13 protein-coding genes are annotated in these 15,440 nt (G+C 73.6%); 1 reads left to right on the top strand and 12 read right to left on the bottom strand.

Features of this window, described 5'->3' with window-relative positions:
- Positions 1–126: 126 nt before the first annotated feature.
- From KVT45_RS35560 to KVT45_RS35525, 8 genes are all read right to left on the bottom strand, one after another.
- Complete coding sequence (locus tag KVT45_RS35560; protein ID WP_217553289.1) at positions 127–513, bottom strand: DUF742 domain-containing protein; 387 nt, start codon at positions 511–513, stop codon at positions 127–129.
- Between the two features lie 8 nt (positions 514–521).
- The gene (locus tag KVT45_RS35555; RefSeq protein ID WP_217553288.1) at positions 522–1,049 is read right to left on the bottom strand and encodes a roadblock/LC7 domain-containing protein; all 528 of its coding nucleotides are present in this window, start codon (positions 1,047–1,049) and stop codon (positions 522–524) included.
- Entirely contained in the window at positions 1,039–3,258 is a 2,220-nt protein-coding gene (locus tag KVT45_RS35550; RefSeq protein WP_308310961.1) for a nitrate- and nitrite sensing domain-containing protein, read from the bottom strand. Before KVT45_RS35550 ends, KVT45_RS35555 begins: the two co-directional genes overlap by 11 nt.
- Before the next feature lie 305 nt (positions 3,259–3,563).
- Positions 3,564–5,015 carry an HAD-IA family hydrolase gene (locus KVT45_RS35545; protein WP_217553286.1) on the bottom strand — a complete coding sequence of 484 codons (1,452 nt, stop codon included), beginning with the start codon at positions 5,013–5,015 and terminating at the stop codon, positions 3,564–3,566.
- Between the two features lie 57 nt (positions 5,016–5,072).
- On the bottom strand, positions 5,073–6,137 hold the full coding sequence (locus KVT45_RS35540) for an ABC transporter ATP-binding protein (protein WP_217553285.1): 1,065 nt from the start codon (positions 6,135–6,137) through the stop codon (positions 5,073–5,075).
- Positions 6,138–6,143: 6 nt separating this feature from the next.
- Positions 6,144–6,962, bottom strand: coding sequence for an ABC transporter permease (locus KVT45_RS35535; RefSeq protein WP_217553284.1), 819 nt, complete (start codon positions 6,960–6,962; stop codon positions 6,144–6,146).
- Positions 6,947–7,846 (bottom strand): ABC transporter permease subunit, encoded by a 900-nt coding sequence (locus KVT45_RS35530; RefSeq protein WP_217553283.1) that lies wholly within the window; start codon positions 7,844–7,846, stop codon positions 6,947–6,949. Before KVT45_RS35530 ends, KVT45_RS35535 begins: the two co-directional genes overlap by 16 nt.
- Positions 7,843–9,003, bottom strand: coding sequence for an ABC transporter substrate-binding protein (locus tag KVT45_RS35525; RefSeq protein WP_217553282.1), 1,161 nt, complete (start codon positions 9,001–9,003; stop codon positions 7,843–7,845). The genes KVT45_RS35530 and KVT45_RS35525 overlap by 4 nt, the downstream gene beginning before the upstream one ends.
- 236 nt (positions 9,004–9,239) lie before the next feature.
- Here KVT45_RS35525 and KVT45_RS35520 point away from each other — a divergent pair, with 236 nt between their 5' ends.
- Positions 9,240–9,980, top strand: a complete 741-nt coding sequence (locus KVT45_RS35520) for a GntR family transcriptional regulator (protein ID WP_217553281.1) — start codon at positions 9,240–9,242, stop codon at positions 9,978–9,980.
- Positions 9,981–9,993: 13 nt separating this feature from the next.
- Here KVT45_RS35520 and KVT45_RS35515 read toward each other — a convergent pair whose 3' ends face one another.
- From KVT45_RS35515 to KVT45_RS35500, 4 genes are read right to left on the bottom strand one after another with little or no spacing between them, the layout of a single operon-like run.
- Positions 9,994–11,244, bottom strand: coding sequence for a cytochrome P450 (locus KVT45_RS35515; protein WP_217553280.1), 1,251 nt, complete (start codon positions 11,242–11,244; stop codon positions 9,994–9,996).
- Positions 11,244–12,590 (bottom strand): hypothetical protein, encoded by a 1,347-nt coding sequence (locus tag KVT45_RS35510; protein WP_217553279.1) that lies wholly within the window; start codon positions 12,588–12,590, stop codon positions 11,244–11,246. The genes KVT45_RS35515 and KVT45_RS35510 overlap by 1 nt, the downstream gene beginning before the upstream one ends.
- Positions 12,587–13,888 (bottom strand): glutamine synthetase family protein, encoded by a 1,302-nt coding sequence (locus KVT45_RS35505; RefSeq protein ID WP_217553278.1) that lies wholly within the window; start codon positions 13,886–13,888, stop codon positions 12,587–12,589. The genes KVT45_RS35510 and KVT45_RS35505 overlap by 4 nt, the downstream gene beginning before the upstream one ends.
- On the bottom strand, positions 13,885–15,357 hold the full coding sequence (locus tag KVT45_RS35500) for an APC family permease (protein WP_217553277.1): 1,473 nt from the start codon (positions 15,355–15,357) through the stop codon (positions 13,885–13,887). The genes KVT45_RS35505 and KVT45_RS35500 overlap by 4 nt, the downstream gene beginning before the upstream one ends.
- Between the last annotated feature and the right edge of the window lie 83 nt (positions 15,358–15,440).

The raw sequence follows: 15,440 nt of genomic DNA, 5'->3' as shown, positions 1-15,440 counted from the left end.
TCTGGGGGCCAGTTAGACCGTACGGTCGGCGGGCCGGGCCGGACAAGAAGGAGCCGTTGCGTGCCGGTGAGCGGTTCGTTGCGTGCGGCGGGGGCCCGGCGGCGATTCGTTGCGCGAGGCCGGAGCTCAGAGCTCCCGCAGCCGCTCCACGATCTCCTTCAGCAGTTCGGGGTCGGCGGCGGGGCCGGCCGGCTCCACCCGGCGCGGCGCGTCGATCCGCACCAGGCCGGCCTCGGCGAGATCGCCGAGCAGCACGCGTACGACGGTGAGCGGCAGGTCGGCGTCCGCAGCGAGCTCCACGACCGGCCGGGCGCCGCGTCGCACCAGGGCGAGCAGGGCGGTGCGGGCATGGTCGACGTACGGGCGGTCCGCGTCCGCGCCCATGTCCACAGCCGTGACCTGGGACATCAGATCGATGGTGTGCCGACCGGAGGGTTCGGTACGGCCCCGGGTCACGGTGTAGGGGCGGACCAGCGAGCCGGTCTCGTCCTCGTACCAGTGCTCGTCGCTCACCGCGGTCGTCAGGGAGCCGAGCGCGCGGCGGCGTCCAGGTGGCCGCCGAGGCGACGGACGAGCAGGGCCATCTCGTGGGCCAGCTGGCCGACGTCGGTGCGGACGTCGCTGAGGACGGCGAGCCGGCTGCCGTGTCCGGCCGGGGTGACGAAGAGATAGGCGTCGTCGAGCATCACCATGGTCTGCCGCACCTCCCCGGCGCCGAACCGGTCCCCCGCCGAGCGGGCCAGGCTGTGGAAGCCGGAGCAGACGGCCGCGAGGTGCTCGATGTCCCGCCGCCGCATCCCCTCGGAGTGGCTGAGCGGCAGCCCGTCGGCGGTGAGCAGCACGGCCTGCCGGACATGGTCGGTCCGGGCGACGAGATCATCGAGAAGCCAGCCGAGGTCACTTCCGGGCTGGGCGACGGGCCCTGGACCGACGGAGGGTTGTGGGCCGGGGGCCGAGGCAGAGGCCGGGACCGCGTCGGAGGCCGGGGCAGTCGCCGAGGCAGAGGCCGGGGTTGGGTCGGGGGGCTGGGGGTGGTCGTTACTGGTCATCGGCTGCGCGCGTCCCTTCCTCGGTGTGGTTCGGCTCCTCGGGGCCGGTCGGCACTCCCCTGCGGCCCCGGTCCAGGCCGCGCTGGAAGGCGCCGAAGACCGCCCGCATCTCGTCGGCGTCCAGATCACGCTCGACCGGCCGGGCCGGGGCCCGCGGGCCGGCGCGCAGTTGGGGGGCGATGGAGGTCTGACGGGTGCGGGTGGGCAGGGCCGGAGGCGCTGCGGGAGACGGGCCCTCCGTCCGGACCGCAGGCGCTGCGGGAGACGGGCCCTCCGTCCGGACCGCAGGCGCTGCGGGAGACGGGGTGTCCGTCCGGGCCGGCAGTGGCTCCGCCTCGCGGACGGGGCCGCGCACGCCGTGCGTCGCGGCCTCCCCGGCGGTCGCCGTACCGCCGGACGCCGGCAGAACGCCGACCGCCGATGCCGATCGGCCTCCCCCGGGTGCCGGTGGGCGCCGGCGTTCCTCCGCGGACGGCTGCCGCCCTCGCTCGGCTCCCCCGCTGCCGTTCTCCGGCTCCGCCAGCACCGCCCCCGGCAGCAGCACCACCGCGGTCGTGCCGCCGTACGGCGACTCCCGCAGGGTCACCTCGATGCCGTGCCGGGCGGCCAGGCGGCCCACGACGTAGAGGCCGAGCCGGTCGTGGCGGGTCGGGTCGAAGGCGTCGGGGTCGGTGAGGGTGCGGCGGGCCGCGGTGAGCTGGTCGGCGTCGAGGCCGAGGCCCCGGTCGTCGATCTCCACGGTGAAGCCGTGGCCGACCCGGCCGGTGCGCAGGGTGACCTGGGTGTGCGGCGGCGAGAACACGGTGGCGTTCTCCAGCAGCTCGGCGAGCAGGTGCACGACATCGGCGACGGCGTCCGCGGCCACGCCCACCTCGGGCATCGGCGGCACCACGACCCGCGGGTAGTCCTCGATCTCGCCGACCGCCGACGACACCACGTCGGCCACCGGCACGGGCCGCCGCCAGCGCCGTCCGGGGGCCGCGCCGGAGAGGATGATCAGGCTCTCCGCGTGCCGGCGCATCCGGGTGGTGAGGTGGTCGATGCGGAACAGCTCGCCCAGGACGGCCGGGTCGTCGGTGCGCCGTTCCAGCGTGTCGACGAGTTTCAGCTGGCGGTGGACGAGGGCCTGGTTGCGGCGGGCGATGTTGAGGAGGACCGCGAACAGGCCCCGCCGCAGCGTGGCCTGCCGGACCGCGGCCTCGACGGCGGCCAGCCGGGCCCGGTTGAACGACCGGCCGACATCCCCGATCTCGTCGTCGCCGGCCTCCCCGGCGGCCAGCGGCGGCGCCTCGGCGACCGCGTCCACGTCCTCGCCGGCGCTCAGCCGCTCCACCAGGGCGGGCAGTTGGCGTGCGGTCAGCAGATCGGCCGCGTCCCGAAGGGTCTCCAGGCGGCGCGAGATGCGGCGCGCCCCGCTCACCGCGAACCACAGCGAAAGGCCAACCGCCGCAAGGCCGGCCGCACCGACGACGGCCGCCTTGGTCAGCTCCCGGTAGGCGAAGGCGCGTCCGCGGGCGGCGGAGTTCTCGGCCGACCGCGTGCACAGCAGCATGTACTGCTTGACGGCCCGGTCGGTGGTGGACCGCCAGGTGTCCGCGGCGACGGCCGCACCGGCCCGGTCCGCGCCCGCCCGCAGCAGCGCGTCCTCGCCGCGCACCAGCGAGCGGTGCAGCGCGCCGCGCTGGAACTTCTCGAACAGCGCCCGTGAGTCCGACGGCAGGTCCGGGACGTAGGTCCGCTCGAAGACCCGCCGGTCCTCGACGGTCGCGGTGAGGGTGCCGTACTGCGCGTCGGTGAGCCGTCCGGCGGCCCGTGCCCCGGCGACCAGCGCGTCCTCGCGCGAGACGAACTCCCGTACCCGCACCAGCTCGATGACGACCTGTGACTCCCGGGCCAGCTGTCCGGCCTGGAGTGCGGTGAGGGTGGACTCGACGTCGAAGCCGGGCTCCACCAGGGCGCTGTAGCCGGCGACGGCGCCGTCCCAGGAGATCTTCCGGGACAGCACCTGCCCGCGCAGGCTCTCCAGCCCGCCGGTGGCGGTCACCATCGCGTCGAGCGCCCCGCGCTGCCGGTCGCTGAGGCGCCCGCGGTCGCCGTCCCGGATCGCGTCGCGCATGGCGTCCACGGCCCGGTCGGTGCGCCGCTGCTGGGCGAGCAGGCCGGCGGCGGCCGCCCGGGCCGGGCGGCGGCCCCCGTAGGGCGCCGGCACGCCCCCCGCGCTCCTGGGCTGGCCGCCCGCGGGGGGGGCGGGGGGGGGGGGGGGGGGGGGGACCCCCTGGAGCCGGATCAGCGCGCGTAGCTCGGCGGTGACGGACACCATGGCGAAGCTCCACAGGGCCGTCAGCGCGACGGCCGGGGCGAGCGCGAGCGCCACGATCCGCGCACGGACGGTGGTGGGGCGACCGACAGGCCAGCGCATGGGTTACCTACCGGTGTTACCAGTCAGTAAGGGAAGCCCGCACAAACTACGGGATCGCCACCCCGACCGCAATGGTTGCCCCGGGTAACCCCTGGTTACGGCTCGACGGCGAACGTGGTGACGACGGCCGCGTGATCGGAGGGCCAGTCGTTGCCCGCCACCTCGGGCCAGGGCGCCGGGGTGCCGGTGACCCAGGTCCGGGAGTCGAGCACGCGCAGCCCCCTGTGCAGCACGTAGTCGATCCGGTCCTGCGGTTCGGGCCGCCCGCCGCCGTCCTCGTGGACGGGGTGGATCGGCGACCAGGTGTGGCCGGGAGCGGCGACCGGGTCCGGGTGCGCCTCCCGGTAGGAGTCGCGGAACCCGGCGTCCTCGGCGGCCTTGGTCACCGGCCACCCGACCTCCGCCCAGTCCAGGTGGGACGGGCAGTTGAAGTCCCCGACCAGCACCACGGGCACGTCTCCGTCCCCGATCCGCCGCAGGGCCTCCCCCATCTGCCCGAGCCGCAGCTCCTCGTGGGCGATCAGCTCGTCGGCGCCGAACCCGTCGAAGTGGAACTCGTAGGGCCCGTACGGCGTGTAGTGCAGATGCGCGGTCCAGATCTCGACCTCGCGACCGGGGCGGACGGCGATCCGCACGCCGGCCGCTCCGTAGAAGCCGACGTCGGGGTCGCCGAGGCGGGCGGTGACCGGGAAGCGGCTGATGATCCCGAGGTTCTCGCCCGCCGTGTGGTGGTACCAGCCGAGGGCCTCTGCGAGTTCCCGGGCGCTGGTCCCGGCGGTCTCCTGGAGGCCGACGACGTCCGCGCCCGCGTCCATGATCGCCTTGACCTGCTTGGCCCGGTGGTCGTCGATCAGGCTGCCGCCGAGCCACAGGTTCCAGGACATCACCCGGAGTTCCGGTGCGGCCATCTCGCTCAGCTCCTTCGGGGTGACCCCGACCAGCGTGTCACGGACGGTCCGGCCGGGCGCGCCGCCGATCGGGGCGAGCGAGGGCACGGCCAGGACGGCACAGCCGGCGGCCTCGGCCGAGGCGACCCCGGTCTCGGTGTCCTCGACGGCGACGCAGGCCGCCGGGTCGACGCCGAGGGCGCGGCAGGCGGCCAGGTAGGGGTCGGGGGCGGGCTTGGTGCGTCCGGTGTCGTCGGCGGTGACGGAGACGGCGAACCGGCCGGCGCCGAGGGCGTCGAGGACGAGGTCGGCGACCGCGCGTGGGGACGCGGTGACCAGGGCGGTGGGGACGCCGGCCGCGGCCAGCGCGTCCAGCAGGTCGAGGGCGCCCGGGCGGGGCACGATGCCGGTGCGGACGCGGTCCGCGAACTCCCGGTGCAGCCCGGCCGCCAGAGCCGCGGCCGGGCGGCCGGTGGCCGCGGCGAGCCAGCCGGCGGTGTGCTCCACCGGCCGGCCGAGCACCTCGGGTTCGTCGGCCTCGGTGAGCGGCCGCCCGGCGACCTGTTCCACCGCCTCCCACCACAGTCGCTCGGTGTCGACGAGCGTTCCGTCCATGTCGAACAGGACGGCCTGGAGCGGGAGTCGTGGGTGGGGGGTCACGTTGTTGTCATTCCTCACTGATGGCTGACTGGTGGCTGACTGGTGCTCGTGGATGCGTTACTTCTGGGCGCGCTCCGCCACGAGCACCGGCCGCTCGGGCAGGGACACGGTCACCGCGGATCCGGCACCCAGCTCGGCGGCCTCGTGGGCGGGCAGGTCGGCCTTGGCCTCGGTGCCGTCGGCGAGCCGTACGGTGACCCGGACGACCGCGCCCAGGAAGGCGGTGGCGACGACGGTGGCCGTACCGGCGCCGTCCGCGCGTACCTGGACCGCCTCGGGCCGCACCAGGACGTCGACCTCGCCGGCGCCCGGCGCCTGCCCGTCGACCGGCAGCCGCTGCCCGAGCACCTCGACGGTGTCCTCCTTGACCGTCCCCGGGATCCGGCTCATCGTGCCGACGAACTCGGCGACGAAGGCGGTGGCCGGACGGCCGTACAACTCGGCGGGCTCGGCGCACTGTTCGAGCCGCCCGGCGCGCATCACGGCGACCCGGTCGGCGATGGACAGTGCCTCTTCCTGGTCGTGTGTCACGAACAGGGTGGTGATGCCGAGTTCCTGCTGGAGCCGGCGGATCTCCTCGCGGAGGCTGAGCCGGACCTTGGCGTCAAGCGCGGACAGCGGCTCGTCGAGCAGCAGCACGCGGGGGCGCAGGGCGAGGGCGCGGGCGAGCGCGATGCGCTGCTGCTGGCCGCCCGAGAGCTGGTGCGGGAACCGCTCCCCCTTGTCGCCGAGCCCGACAAGCTCCAGCAACTCGGAGGCGCGAGCGCGCCGTTCACTCGTGCGCACCTTGCGCATGCGCAGCCCGAAGGCCACGTTGTCCACGGCGTTCAGATGCGGGAAGAGGCTGTACGACTGGAAGACCATCCCGGCGTCACGGCGGTGCGCCGGGACCCGGGTGACGTCCTCGCCGTCCACCAGGACGGCGCCGGAGTCGGGGTGTTCGAAGCCGGCGAGCATGCGCAGCGCGGTGGTCTTGCCGCAGCCGGACGGGCCGAGCAGGGCCAGGAACTCGCCCGGCTGTACGGTCAGGTCGAGTCCGTCGAGGGCGACGGTGGCGCCGAACTCGCGCCGCAGCGACCGGAATTCGACGGTCGCGGCCTTCTCAAGGGTGGCGGTGGTCATGGTGTGTCATCCCCGGGAGGAAGCGGTTCGGTCACGGCCGCCGGCACCGGCGAGCGCGAGGAGCAGGGCCCAGGTCACCAGGAGACTGAGCACGGAGACGGCGACGGACATCTGGGCCTGCGAGCCGCCGACGTTGTAGATCCACACGGCGAACGGCTGGTAGCCGAGCAGCCGGGCGACCGTGAACTCACCGAGCACCAGGGCCAGGGTGAGGAAGGCCGCGTTGAGCAGCGCCCCGCGCAGATTGGGCAGTACGGCCCGCACAAGGGCCTGCGGCCAGTTGGCGCCGCAGCTGCGGGCGGCCTCGACCAGGGTGCGCACGTCGATCGCGCGCAGCCCGGCGTCCAGCGCCCGGTAGACGAAGGGCAGTGCCATCACGACGTACGCGAGGACCAGCACGAACGGGAAGGTCGGGTTCTGGATGGCGACGAACGTCTCGAACAGCGGGGTCCGGGAGAGGTAGTCCGGCCCCCACTTGAGCACGGTCGCGATGCCGGCGACGAACGCGATCGGCGGCACCACCAGCGGCAGCGAGCAGACGATCTCGACCACCGGGCGCAGCTTGGGGGCGCTGAGCCGCAGGGCGACCACGGCGGGCACCATCAGCAGCAGCACGACGGCGATGGTGGCGACCGCCAGTTCCAGCGAGAGGACCAGGCTGGAGAGGAAGCCGTCGGCGGACAGGATCTGGGAGTAGGCGTCGAAGGTGACGCCCTGGCCGGGCACGTCGACCGTGAAGACGACGGAGGCGCCCAGCGGGACCAGGAAGTAGAGGGCGGCCAGGCCGAGGACGGCCCAGCGCCACGGGGTCAGGCGTCGAGCCATCGGGCGCTCCGTCGTTGCAGGGGCAGGTACACGGCCATCACCACGCCCGCCACCAGCACCATGTCCAGGCTCAGGGCGAGGGCCACGTTCTCCTGGCCGACCAGGACGTTGCCGGAGATGGCGTCGGCGATCTGGAGGGTGACCAGCGGGACCGCGCTGCCGACCATCGCGGCGGCGGTGGCGTAGGCGGCGAAGGCGCTGCCGAAGAGCAGCACGAGCCCGCCGAGCAGCGAGGGCGCGAGCACTGGCAGGGCCACGAACCGCCAGTACTGCACGCCGTTCGCGCCGTTGTTGAGCGCGGCCTCCCGCCACTGGGCGCGCAGTCCGTCCAGCGCCGGGGTGATGGTGAGGACCATCAGCGGGATCAGGAAGTACAGGTAGACGAGGACCAGGCCCCAGAAGCTGTAGAGGTTCCAGCCGTGGTCCGTGAGGTGCAGGTGCGTGGTCAGCACACCGGCGTTGCCGAGGGTCGCGACGAACGCGAACGCCAGCGGCACGCCGCCGAAGTTGGCGAGTACTCCGGAGGCGGTGAGCACGGCCTCGCGCAGCGCCCGGGAGCGCGAGCTGACGACGGCCTGCGCGAGCGGCAGCCCGAGGGCGGCGGCGATGAGGGCGGAGAGCGCGGACAGCTTGACGCTGCCCACGAGGGCGGTGAGGTACGGCCCCTGGAGGGAGTCGCTGAGGTTCCGCCCGGTGTACGAGGACACCCCGCTCGCCGGGTCCTTGACGGTGAAGGCGCCGTTCAGCATGGCGATGGCCGGCAGCCCGAAGGCGATGGCCGTGAAGGCGAGGAGCGGGACGACGGCGAGCCAGCCGGGGGCGCGGCGCCGCCGCTTCTGGGAAGCGGCGGACGCCACGTCGGCCCGCGTGAGCGTGGCCGTCATCCGGAGACGGCCTTCGACCAGCCCGTCGCGAGGACCGTCTTGGCCTTGTCCTGCTGGGCCTCGGTCGGGAAGGACGGCGTGCCGGTGACCGCGGGCAGCTTGGCGGCGGCGGTCTTGTCCAGCGTCCCGGCCGTCTCCATGGAGGACATCAGGACCGGACGCGCGTACCCCTTGAGCCACAGGTTCTGGCCCTCGGTGCTGTACAGGTACTCCTGCCACAGGCGGGCGGCCGCCGGGTGCGGGGCGTCCTTGTTGATGGCCTGGGAGTAGTACTGGGCGTACTGGCCGTCGCTCGGGATGGTGACCTTCCAGTCGACGCCCTTGGACTTGAACTCGTCGGCGTAACCGGCGTTCAGGTAGTCCCAGTCGATGGAGATGGGCGTCTCGCCCTTCTCGACGGTGGCCGGGGTGGACTCGACGGGCGTGTAGTTGCCGTTCTTCTTCAGCTTGGCGAAGAAGTCGAGGCCGGGCTGGATGTCGTCGAAGGAGCCCTTGTTGGCGAGCGCCGCCGCGTAGACACCGCCGAACGCCGAACCGGACTTGGTCGGGTTACCGTTGAGGGCGACCTGGCCCTTGTACTGCGGCTTGAGCAGGTCGGCGAAGGTGGTCGGGCAGGTCTTGACGCGCTTGGCGTCGCAGCCGATGGAGATGTAGCCGCCGTAGTCGTTGTACCAGCGGGCCTGCGGGTCCTTCTGCGCGGTGGCGATGTCGTCGTACGAGGCGACCTTGTACGGCGCGAGCAGCCCCTGCTGGGCGGCGCTGAGCGCGAACGACGAGCCGAGGTCCAGCACGTCCGGCGCGCGGTCCTGGCCCTTCCTGGAGGTCACGGCGGTGATCTCGTCCTGGCTGGAGCCGTCGGGGCTCTCGTCCTCGATCTTGATGCCGTACTTCTTCTTGAAGCCGTCGATGATGGCTCCGTAGTTCGCCCAGTCGCGGGGCACCGCGATGATGTGCAGCGTGCCCTCCTTCTTGGCGGCGGCGACCAGCTTGTCCATGCCGCCGAGGTCGGCGGCGGAGGTGGCGGTGGCGGCGTTCTTGCCGTCGGAGGTGGTGGACGACGTGTTGTCGGGGGCGGCGCCGCAGGCGCTGAGGGCAAGCGCGGCTACGGCGGCGAGGGAGCCGCCGAGGAGGGCGGTTCTCGGCAGGGACACGGTCACGGTCTCTCCAGGAGTACACACGAGGGTGGGTGGCGCTGTGGCCGGCGCCGGGCGAACTTGTCTGAACAAGTTGGCTCACAGTACGCCCGGCGTGGGTGTCGGGACTGTGAACTCCGGAAAAATCCTGGACCCCAATTCCCTGCACATTCCTGGCCGGTCCCGGGCTGACACGAATCACCCAGGAACGTCGATTAGGCTGGTCACGCTGTGCACAGCGGTCTATCCAGAGGGGAAGCATGACGGCGCGACACGAGGAGATCGCCGACGAGCTGCGGCGCGCCATCGACCGCGAGGAGTACACCGTCGGCAGCCGGCTGCCCTCGGAGACGGAGCTCGCCGCGGAGTACGCCGTCTCCCGCGGGACGGTCCGCCAGGCGGTCGCCGCACTCACCGCCGAGGGGCTGATCGGCTCCCGCCAGGGTGCCCGCCGGGTGGTGCTGGCCAGCCGCCGCAGCCAGAGCTTCGCGGAGCTGCGCAGCTTCGCGCAGTGGGCGAAGGCGATGGGCCGCGAGGCGACGGGACGTGTGGTGTCCCAGGATTACCGGCCGGCCGCCCAGGAGGACGCGGTCCGGCTCCAGCTCCCCGCCGGAACCCCGGTGTTGCATGTGCTGCGGGTGCGCGGCCTGGACGGCGAGCCGGTGTTGCTGGAGCGGACGGTGTACGCGGACTGGATCTCGCCGGCGGTCGAGGCGATAGAGCCCGAGTGCCCGTCCGTCACCCAACGGCTGTACGAGGAGACCGGGTTGGTCTTCGCGTACGGCGAGCATGTGATCGACGCGGTGGCGGCGGGGGCGCAGGACGCGGAGCTGCTCGGTATCCGCCGCACGAGTCCGCTGCTGCGGGTGCGGCGCGTGACGACGACGCGGGAAGGGCGGCCGGTGGAGTGGTCGGACGACCGCTACCGCTCGGACGCGGTGAGCTTCAGCGTGCACAACTCCATCGGGAACAACGCCCTGGCCAGGAAGACCGCGGAGTAGGAGCGGCGCCGTCTCACCCGTGCCGGTGCACCCGTACCGGAAGCGACTTGAGGCCGTTGGTGAAGTTGGAGCGCACCCGGCGGGCGGGCCCGTCGGCGTACAGGGTCACCCCGTGGGCGAGGAGTTCCTGGAGCACCACCCGGATCTCCACCCGGGCCAGGTGCTCGCCCAGGCAGCGGTGCGGGCCGCCCCGGCCGAACGCGATGTGCGGGTTGGGGTCACGTGTGACGTCGAAGCGGTAGGGGTCGGCGAAGACCTCCTCGTCCCGGTTGGCCGAGGTGTACCAGACCACGACCTTCTCCCCCGCCCGGATCCGGCGGCCGCGCAGCTCGGTGTCACGGGTGGCGGTACGGCGGAAGTGGTGCAGCGGGGTGGTCCAGCGCAGCACCTCCTCCACCGCCGCGTCCAGGTCGGCGCCGGCCAGCAGCAGTTCCCACTGGCCGGGGTGGTCCAGGAAGGCCTGGATGCCGAGGGACAGCGCCGAGCGGGTGGTCTCGTTGCCCGCCACCAGGAGCAGCAGGAACATCGCCTGGAACTCCTGCTCGCTCAAAGGCAGTTCGTCGATCCGCGCCTGGGCGAGCCGGGTCACCACGTCGTCCGGCGGACGGACGGTGCGCTCGGCGCGCAGCGCGTTCGCGTAGGCGTGCATCTCCAGGGCCGCGGGGCTGCGGAACGGCAGCAGCCGGTACCGCTCGGACTCGGGGCTGTCCGGCTGCACCTCGCTCAGGTCCGGGTCGGTGTTGGCGATCAGCCGGTCGCTCAGCTCGACCATCAGCGGCTCGTCCGCGGCGGGCACGCCCAGCATCCGGCAGAGCACCCGGATCGGCACGGCGGTGGCCAGGTGCTCGACCGCGTCGAACCGGCCCCGGTCGAGTGCCGCCCGTACCAGGGGCCGTACGACCTCCCGGATGTTCTCCTCGTGGCGCAGCGCCTGGCGGCGGGTGAAGTCGCCGACGAGGGTGCGGCGCAGCCGGGTGTGCCGGGGCGGGTCCATGTCGAGCATGGACTTGCGGGCCGCCAGGGCGTCCGGGTCCAGGTCCTCCAGGGCGGTGGCACCGGTCTCGGAGGAGAAGGTGGCGGTGTCCCGGGAGACGGCCACCACGTCGTCGTATCTGACGACCGCCCAGAATCCGGGGCCGCCCGGCTCGGGGTGCCAGTGCACCGGGTCCTCGCGGCGCAGCCGGTCGAAGTCGGCGTAGGGGACGGCCTCGGCGTAGCGGTCGTTGTCGGTCAGGTCGATGGTGCGCACGGTCTGCTCGGGCATCAGCGGTGCCACCTGTCCAGGTGGTCGCGGACATGGGCGGGCAGGGCCTCGCCGGGGTAGTAGGCGTCGTAGAAGGCGGTGTCCAGGTGGTGGGCCTGGTACCAGACGGTGGTCAGGAACGGGTCGATGGTGGCGGGGAAGCGGCCGTAGTGGTCCCAGACGTAGCGGACCCAGGTCTTGACGGCCGCGATCGCCTCCTCGGAGGGGCGCGGGATCCGGGCGACCAGGCCCGGGTCGGTCCAGGGGGTGGGTCCGCCGCCGGTGAAGGTGCCCGTCGGGCCCCAGCGCAGGTCCACCACGAAGTCGACGGCGTCCTCGACGGTGGCGTGGTACGGCGGTACGGCGCCCTCGAACAGGCCGTCGAGGCCGACCGGGATCTCCTCGCCCGCGCCGACCGGCGCCCAGTCCGGCACCCGGTGGAAGCGGAAGCCCAGGCCGCCGGCCGGGCCCTCGCCGCCGATGGCGTGCCAGTGCCGTTCGCCGCCCATGGTGACCCGGCCCTTGCCGCCGTTGAACGGGTGGCCGCCGAGGCCCAGCGCCTGGGTGGCCGTCATCAGGTTGGCGACGACCAGGCCGGACTCGACGCCGTTCGCGTCGACCATCTGCCAGCGCTCGAAGTCGGCGAGGTCGACCGGGTGGCTGTCGTCCAGCAGGCCCGACTCGACGAAGGGGCGCAGGGGTTCGTTGCCGAGCCGCTGGTCGACCAGGTAGTAGCCGTGCGGGCGGTCGAAGTAGAGCAGCAGCGCGGAGATGCACTGCCGGGTCAGGTCGGCGATCGGGATGAACAGGGTGGTGCCGGGCAGGTTGATGTTCTGCCGGTTGAAGGCGAACAGGTTGGGGCGGCGGCGCGGGATGTCCAGCCGGCCCTCGGTCAGCCGCACGGCGTTGCCGAGCCAGGCGCGGTGCTCGTCGGTGGTCCGGTTCTGCAGGTAGGCGTCCGGGCGGCGGTCGCGCTGGGGGATCAGATAGGTGCCCTCGTCGTTGGTCCAGAACACCTCGGTGGAGTGGTTGGCCAGCGGGCTCGGGTAGGTGCGGCCGGTGAAGCTGGCGAGCTTGTCGCCGCCGGTGGTGCGGCCCTCCTCGTCCAGGAACGCCCACTCCTCGCGGACCACCCCGGTGATCCCGGACGCGGCGGCGACCAGCACCGCCTCCTCGTCGGCGCTCAGCGCCAGCGGCTCCCGGCCGGAGTCGAAGGCGAGCGGGCCGGTGAGGGTGCCGCCGAGCGGGAAGCGCCGGGCGCGCCGCTCGAAGACGGCCCGCAGGGCGGGGAACCGGGCGGCCTCTTCGAGCAGTTCGGGCGGGGTGGCGCGGTGCGGGCCGCGCTTGGAGTCTTCGGTGGTGCTCACAGGTTCCTCAGATAGCGGTCGGTCTCCCAGGCGGTCACCTGGGTGGTGTAGTCGTGCCACTCGGAGTCGGCGAGCACGGCGTGGTCGTGTACGACGTCCTCGCCGAGCAGCGCGGCCAGGCGCCGGTCGGCACGGGCCGCGGCCGCCGCCTCCGCGAGGGTGGCGGGCAGCGGCTCCGGGGCCCGGTCCGCGGGCGGCAGGTCCAGGCCGTCCTCCAGGCCCGCGGCGACGGCGGCGAGCGCGGCGGCCAGCGCCAGGTACGGGTTGGCGTCCGCTCCGGGGGTGCGCAGCTCGATCCGGCTGGAGCGCGGGGTGTCCACCAGCGAGCGGACGGCGACGGTACGGTCGTCGCCGCCCCAGTCGGCCCGGTGCGGGGCGAAGCCGCCGGGCTCGAAGCGCTTGTAGGAGTTGACGGTGGGCGCGCCGAAGAGGGTCAGCCCGGGCAGGTGCCGTACCAGTCCCGCCACGGCGGCACGCGCGGTCTTGCTCGCCGCTCCCGCCTCGGGCGCGAAGGCGGGCTCGCCGTTCTGCCACAGCGACAGATGGATGTGGGCCGAGCTGCCCGACTGCCCGTTCAGCGGTTTGGCCATGAAGGTCGCCAACAGGCCCTCACGGCGGGCCAGTTCACGTACCGCGTAGCGCAGCCGGAAGGCGTCGTCGGCCGCCGTCAGCGCGTCCTGGTGGGCGAGGTTCAGCTCCACCTGGCCGGGTCCGTACTCGGTGAGCACGCTCTCGACGGGCACGAACGCGGTCAGCTCGTCGGTGAACCGGCCGAGCAGCGGGTCGAGTTCGTTCGCCAGCTCCAGCGAGTAGGCGTGCAGGCCCTGCGGGAGCGGGCTGCCGTCCGGGCGCAGCAGATAGAACTCCAGCTCCAGGGCGGCACGGACGCTGTGCCCGAGGCCGGCCAGGTGGTCCAGGACCCGGCGCAGCACCGCGCGGGGCGAGGCAGGCGAGGGCACGCCGTCGTGGCCGTACACGTCGGACAGCACCTGCCCCGCCCCCGGCCGCCAGGGCAGCGCCCGGTAGGTGGCCGGGTCCGGTACGGCGTAGGCGTCCGGGTAGCCGTGTTCGGGGGCGCCGAGTCCGGCGGCGGTCTGCACCTCGCCGAGGGCGTTCCAGGCGAGCGAGGCGTCGCAGAAGGCGACGCCGCGGCCGGCAGCCGCCTCCGGGTAGCGGGCCGCGGGTATCCGCTTGCCCTGTACCCGGCCGTAGGGGTCGGACCAGGCGACCTCGATCTCGCGCAGGGAGCCGTCGGCGAGCGCCGCGGCCAGGGAGTCGTCGGGCTGCTGCTGTGTCATGCGGGCTGCTCCTCGGCCGTGTCGCTCGGATGGGCGCTGATGGTACGGCTGCCCAGGGCGCGGGCCCGGTCCGGGTCGCGGCGCAGCAGGGCCAGGTACCAGCCGAGGCCGGCCAGGACGATCCCGGCGAAGGCGTACGGCAGCACGTCGACCGGCCAGGCGGGCACGGGCACCAGGTTCTTGTAGGTGACATAGCCGATCGCCAGCACGGCGAGGACGCTGACCACGGCCACCGCGGCGACCGGCTCGCGGCGGCGGCGCAGGTGCAGTGGCAGGGCGAGGGCGACCAGGAGGTAGGCGAGCAGATAGCCGAAGGTGCCGAAGGCCGCGGTCCAGGCGTAGACCTCCAGTTCGCCGCTGCCGGTGGCGATCAGCACCAGCGGCAGCAGCCCGGAGGCGGCGCCGAGCAGGTAGACGGCCAGGTGCGGGGTGCGGTGCACCGGGTGGGTCCGGCCCAGCAGGGCGGGCAGCACGCCCTCCCGGCTGAGGTTGTACAGGCTGCGTGCGGCGGCGTTGACGCCGGCCGAGCCGCAGGCCACGGCGGAGACGACGATGCCCGCGTTGAGCAGCGGGGACAGCCAGCCCACTCCGGAGGCCCGGGTGAGTTCGTTGAGCGGGGCGGCGGAGGTGGCGAGGTCGGCGGCCGAGCCGTAGCCGAGCACCTGGACGTAGGTGCTGACCAGGTAGAGCACGCCGGCGCCGAGGACGGTCCCGATGACGGCGCGCGGGATGGCGCGGAACGGGTCGCGGGACTCGGCGCCGAGCGATCCCGCCGACTCGAAGCCGACGAACACCGCCACGGCGAGCACCGCACCCAGCATCACCGTGTTCAGGTCGACGCCCTTCGCGGTGAACTGGCCGGTGTCGAAACGGAGTCCGAAGTGGACCACGGCGGCACCCAGCGCCACCAGGATCACCAGCAGCGAGACGGCCTCGACGACGATGCCGAAGCGGGTCGACAGACGGACGCCCCGCACCGGCAGGACCGAGGCCGCGGCCGTGGCCAGGACCAGCAGCACGAGCTGTGCGGCGGTGCCGGTCGCCGGGAGTCCGGCGGACTCCAGCAGCGCCCCGAGGTAGACCGCGGCACCGACCAGGCAGGCGGCGGCGATACCGACGTAGCCGACGACCAGGCCCCAGCCGGTGACGAAGGCGGGCCCGCGGCCGAGGCCCAGCGAGACGTAGCTGTAGAGGGAACCGGCGCTGGCGGCCCGGCGCGCGAACTGCGCGACCACCCAGGCGACCAGCAGGGCGATGACGGTTCCCACGGCCGTCGACCACAGCGAGCCGTTGCCCGCCGTGAGATAGACGGCGGGGATGGTGCCGCCGATGGCGATGCTGGGGCCGGTGGCGGCCAGCGACTGGCCGAACACGTCGAGGGCGGAGACCGCTCCGGCGGCCAGGCCCGGGTGGACCGGGTCCTCGGGATGACGGGGGGTCGTGGATTCTGACGAGGCGTCGACGGACATGGCTGTCTTCCGTGAAGGGTGTGGCGCACAGCGGGAGTGGCGCACAGCGGGAGGTGCGGGCCGGCGTCCGGGCACGCGGGAGC

The organism is Streptomyces sp. GbtcB6 (genome assembly GCF_019091475.1).
Taxonomy (GTDB): domain Bacteria; phylum Actinomycetota; class Actinomycetes; order Streptomycetales; family Streptomycetaceae; genus Streptomyces; species Streptomyces hyaluromycini.
Note: the sequence above shows the minus strand (reverse complement) of the source record. Positions and strands in the feature narration are given on the sequence as shown.

Excerpts from the sequence above, each read along its gene's own strand:
- KVT45_RS35535 (WP_217553284.1), bottom strand. The coding sequence starts at position 6,962 with ATGGCTCGACGCCTGACCCCGTGGCGCTGGGCCGTCCTCGGCCTGGCC.
- KVT45_RS35530 (WP_217553283.1), bottom strand. The coding sequence starts at position 7,846 with ATGACGGCCACGCTCACGCGGGCCGACGTGGCGTCCGCCGCTTCCCAG.
- KVT45_RS35505 (WP_217553278.1), bottom strand. The coding sequence starts at position 13,888 with ATGACACAGCAGCAGCCCGACGACTCCCTGGCCGCGGCGCTCGCCGAC.
- KVT45_RS35540 (WP_217553285.1), bottom strand. The coding sequence starts at position 6,137 with ATGACCACCGCCACCCTTGAGAAGGCCGCGACCGTCGAATTCCGGTCG.
- KVT45_RS35520 (WP_217553281.1), top strand. The coding sequence starts at position 9,240 with ATGACGGCGCGACACGAGGAGATCGCCGACGAGCTGCGGCGCGCCATC.
- KVT45_RS35500 (WP_217553277.1), bottom strand. The coding sequence starts at position 15,357 with ATGTCCGTCGACGCCTCGTCAGAATCCACGACCCCCCGTCATCCCGAG.
- KVT45_RS35555 (WP_217553288.1), bottom strand. The coding sequence starts at position 1,049 with ATGACCAGTAACGACCACCCCCAGCCCCCCGACCCAACCCCGGCCTCT.
- KVT45_RS35515 (WP_217553280.1), bottom strand. The coding sequence starts at position 11,244 with ATGCCCGAGCAGACCGTGCGCACCATCGACCTGACCGACAACGACCGC.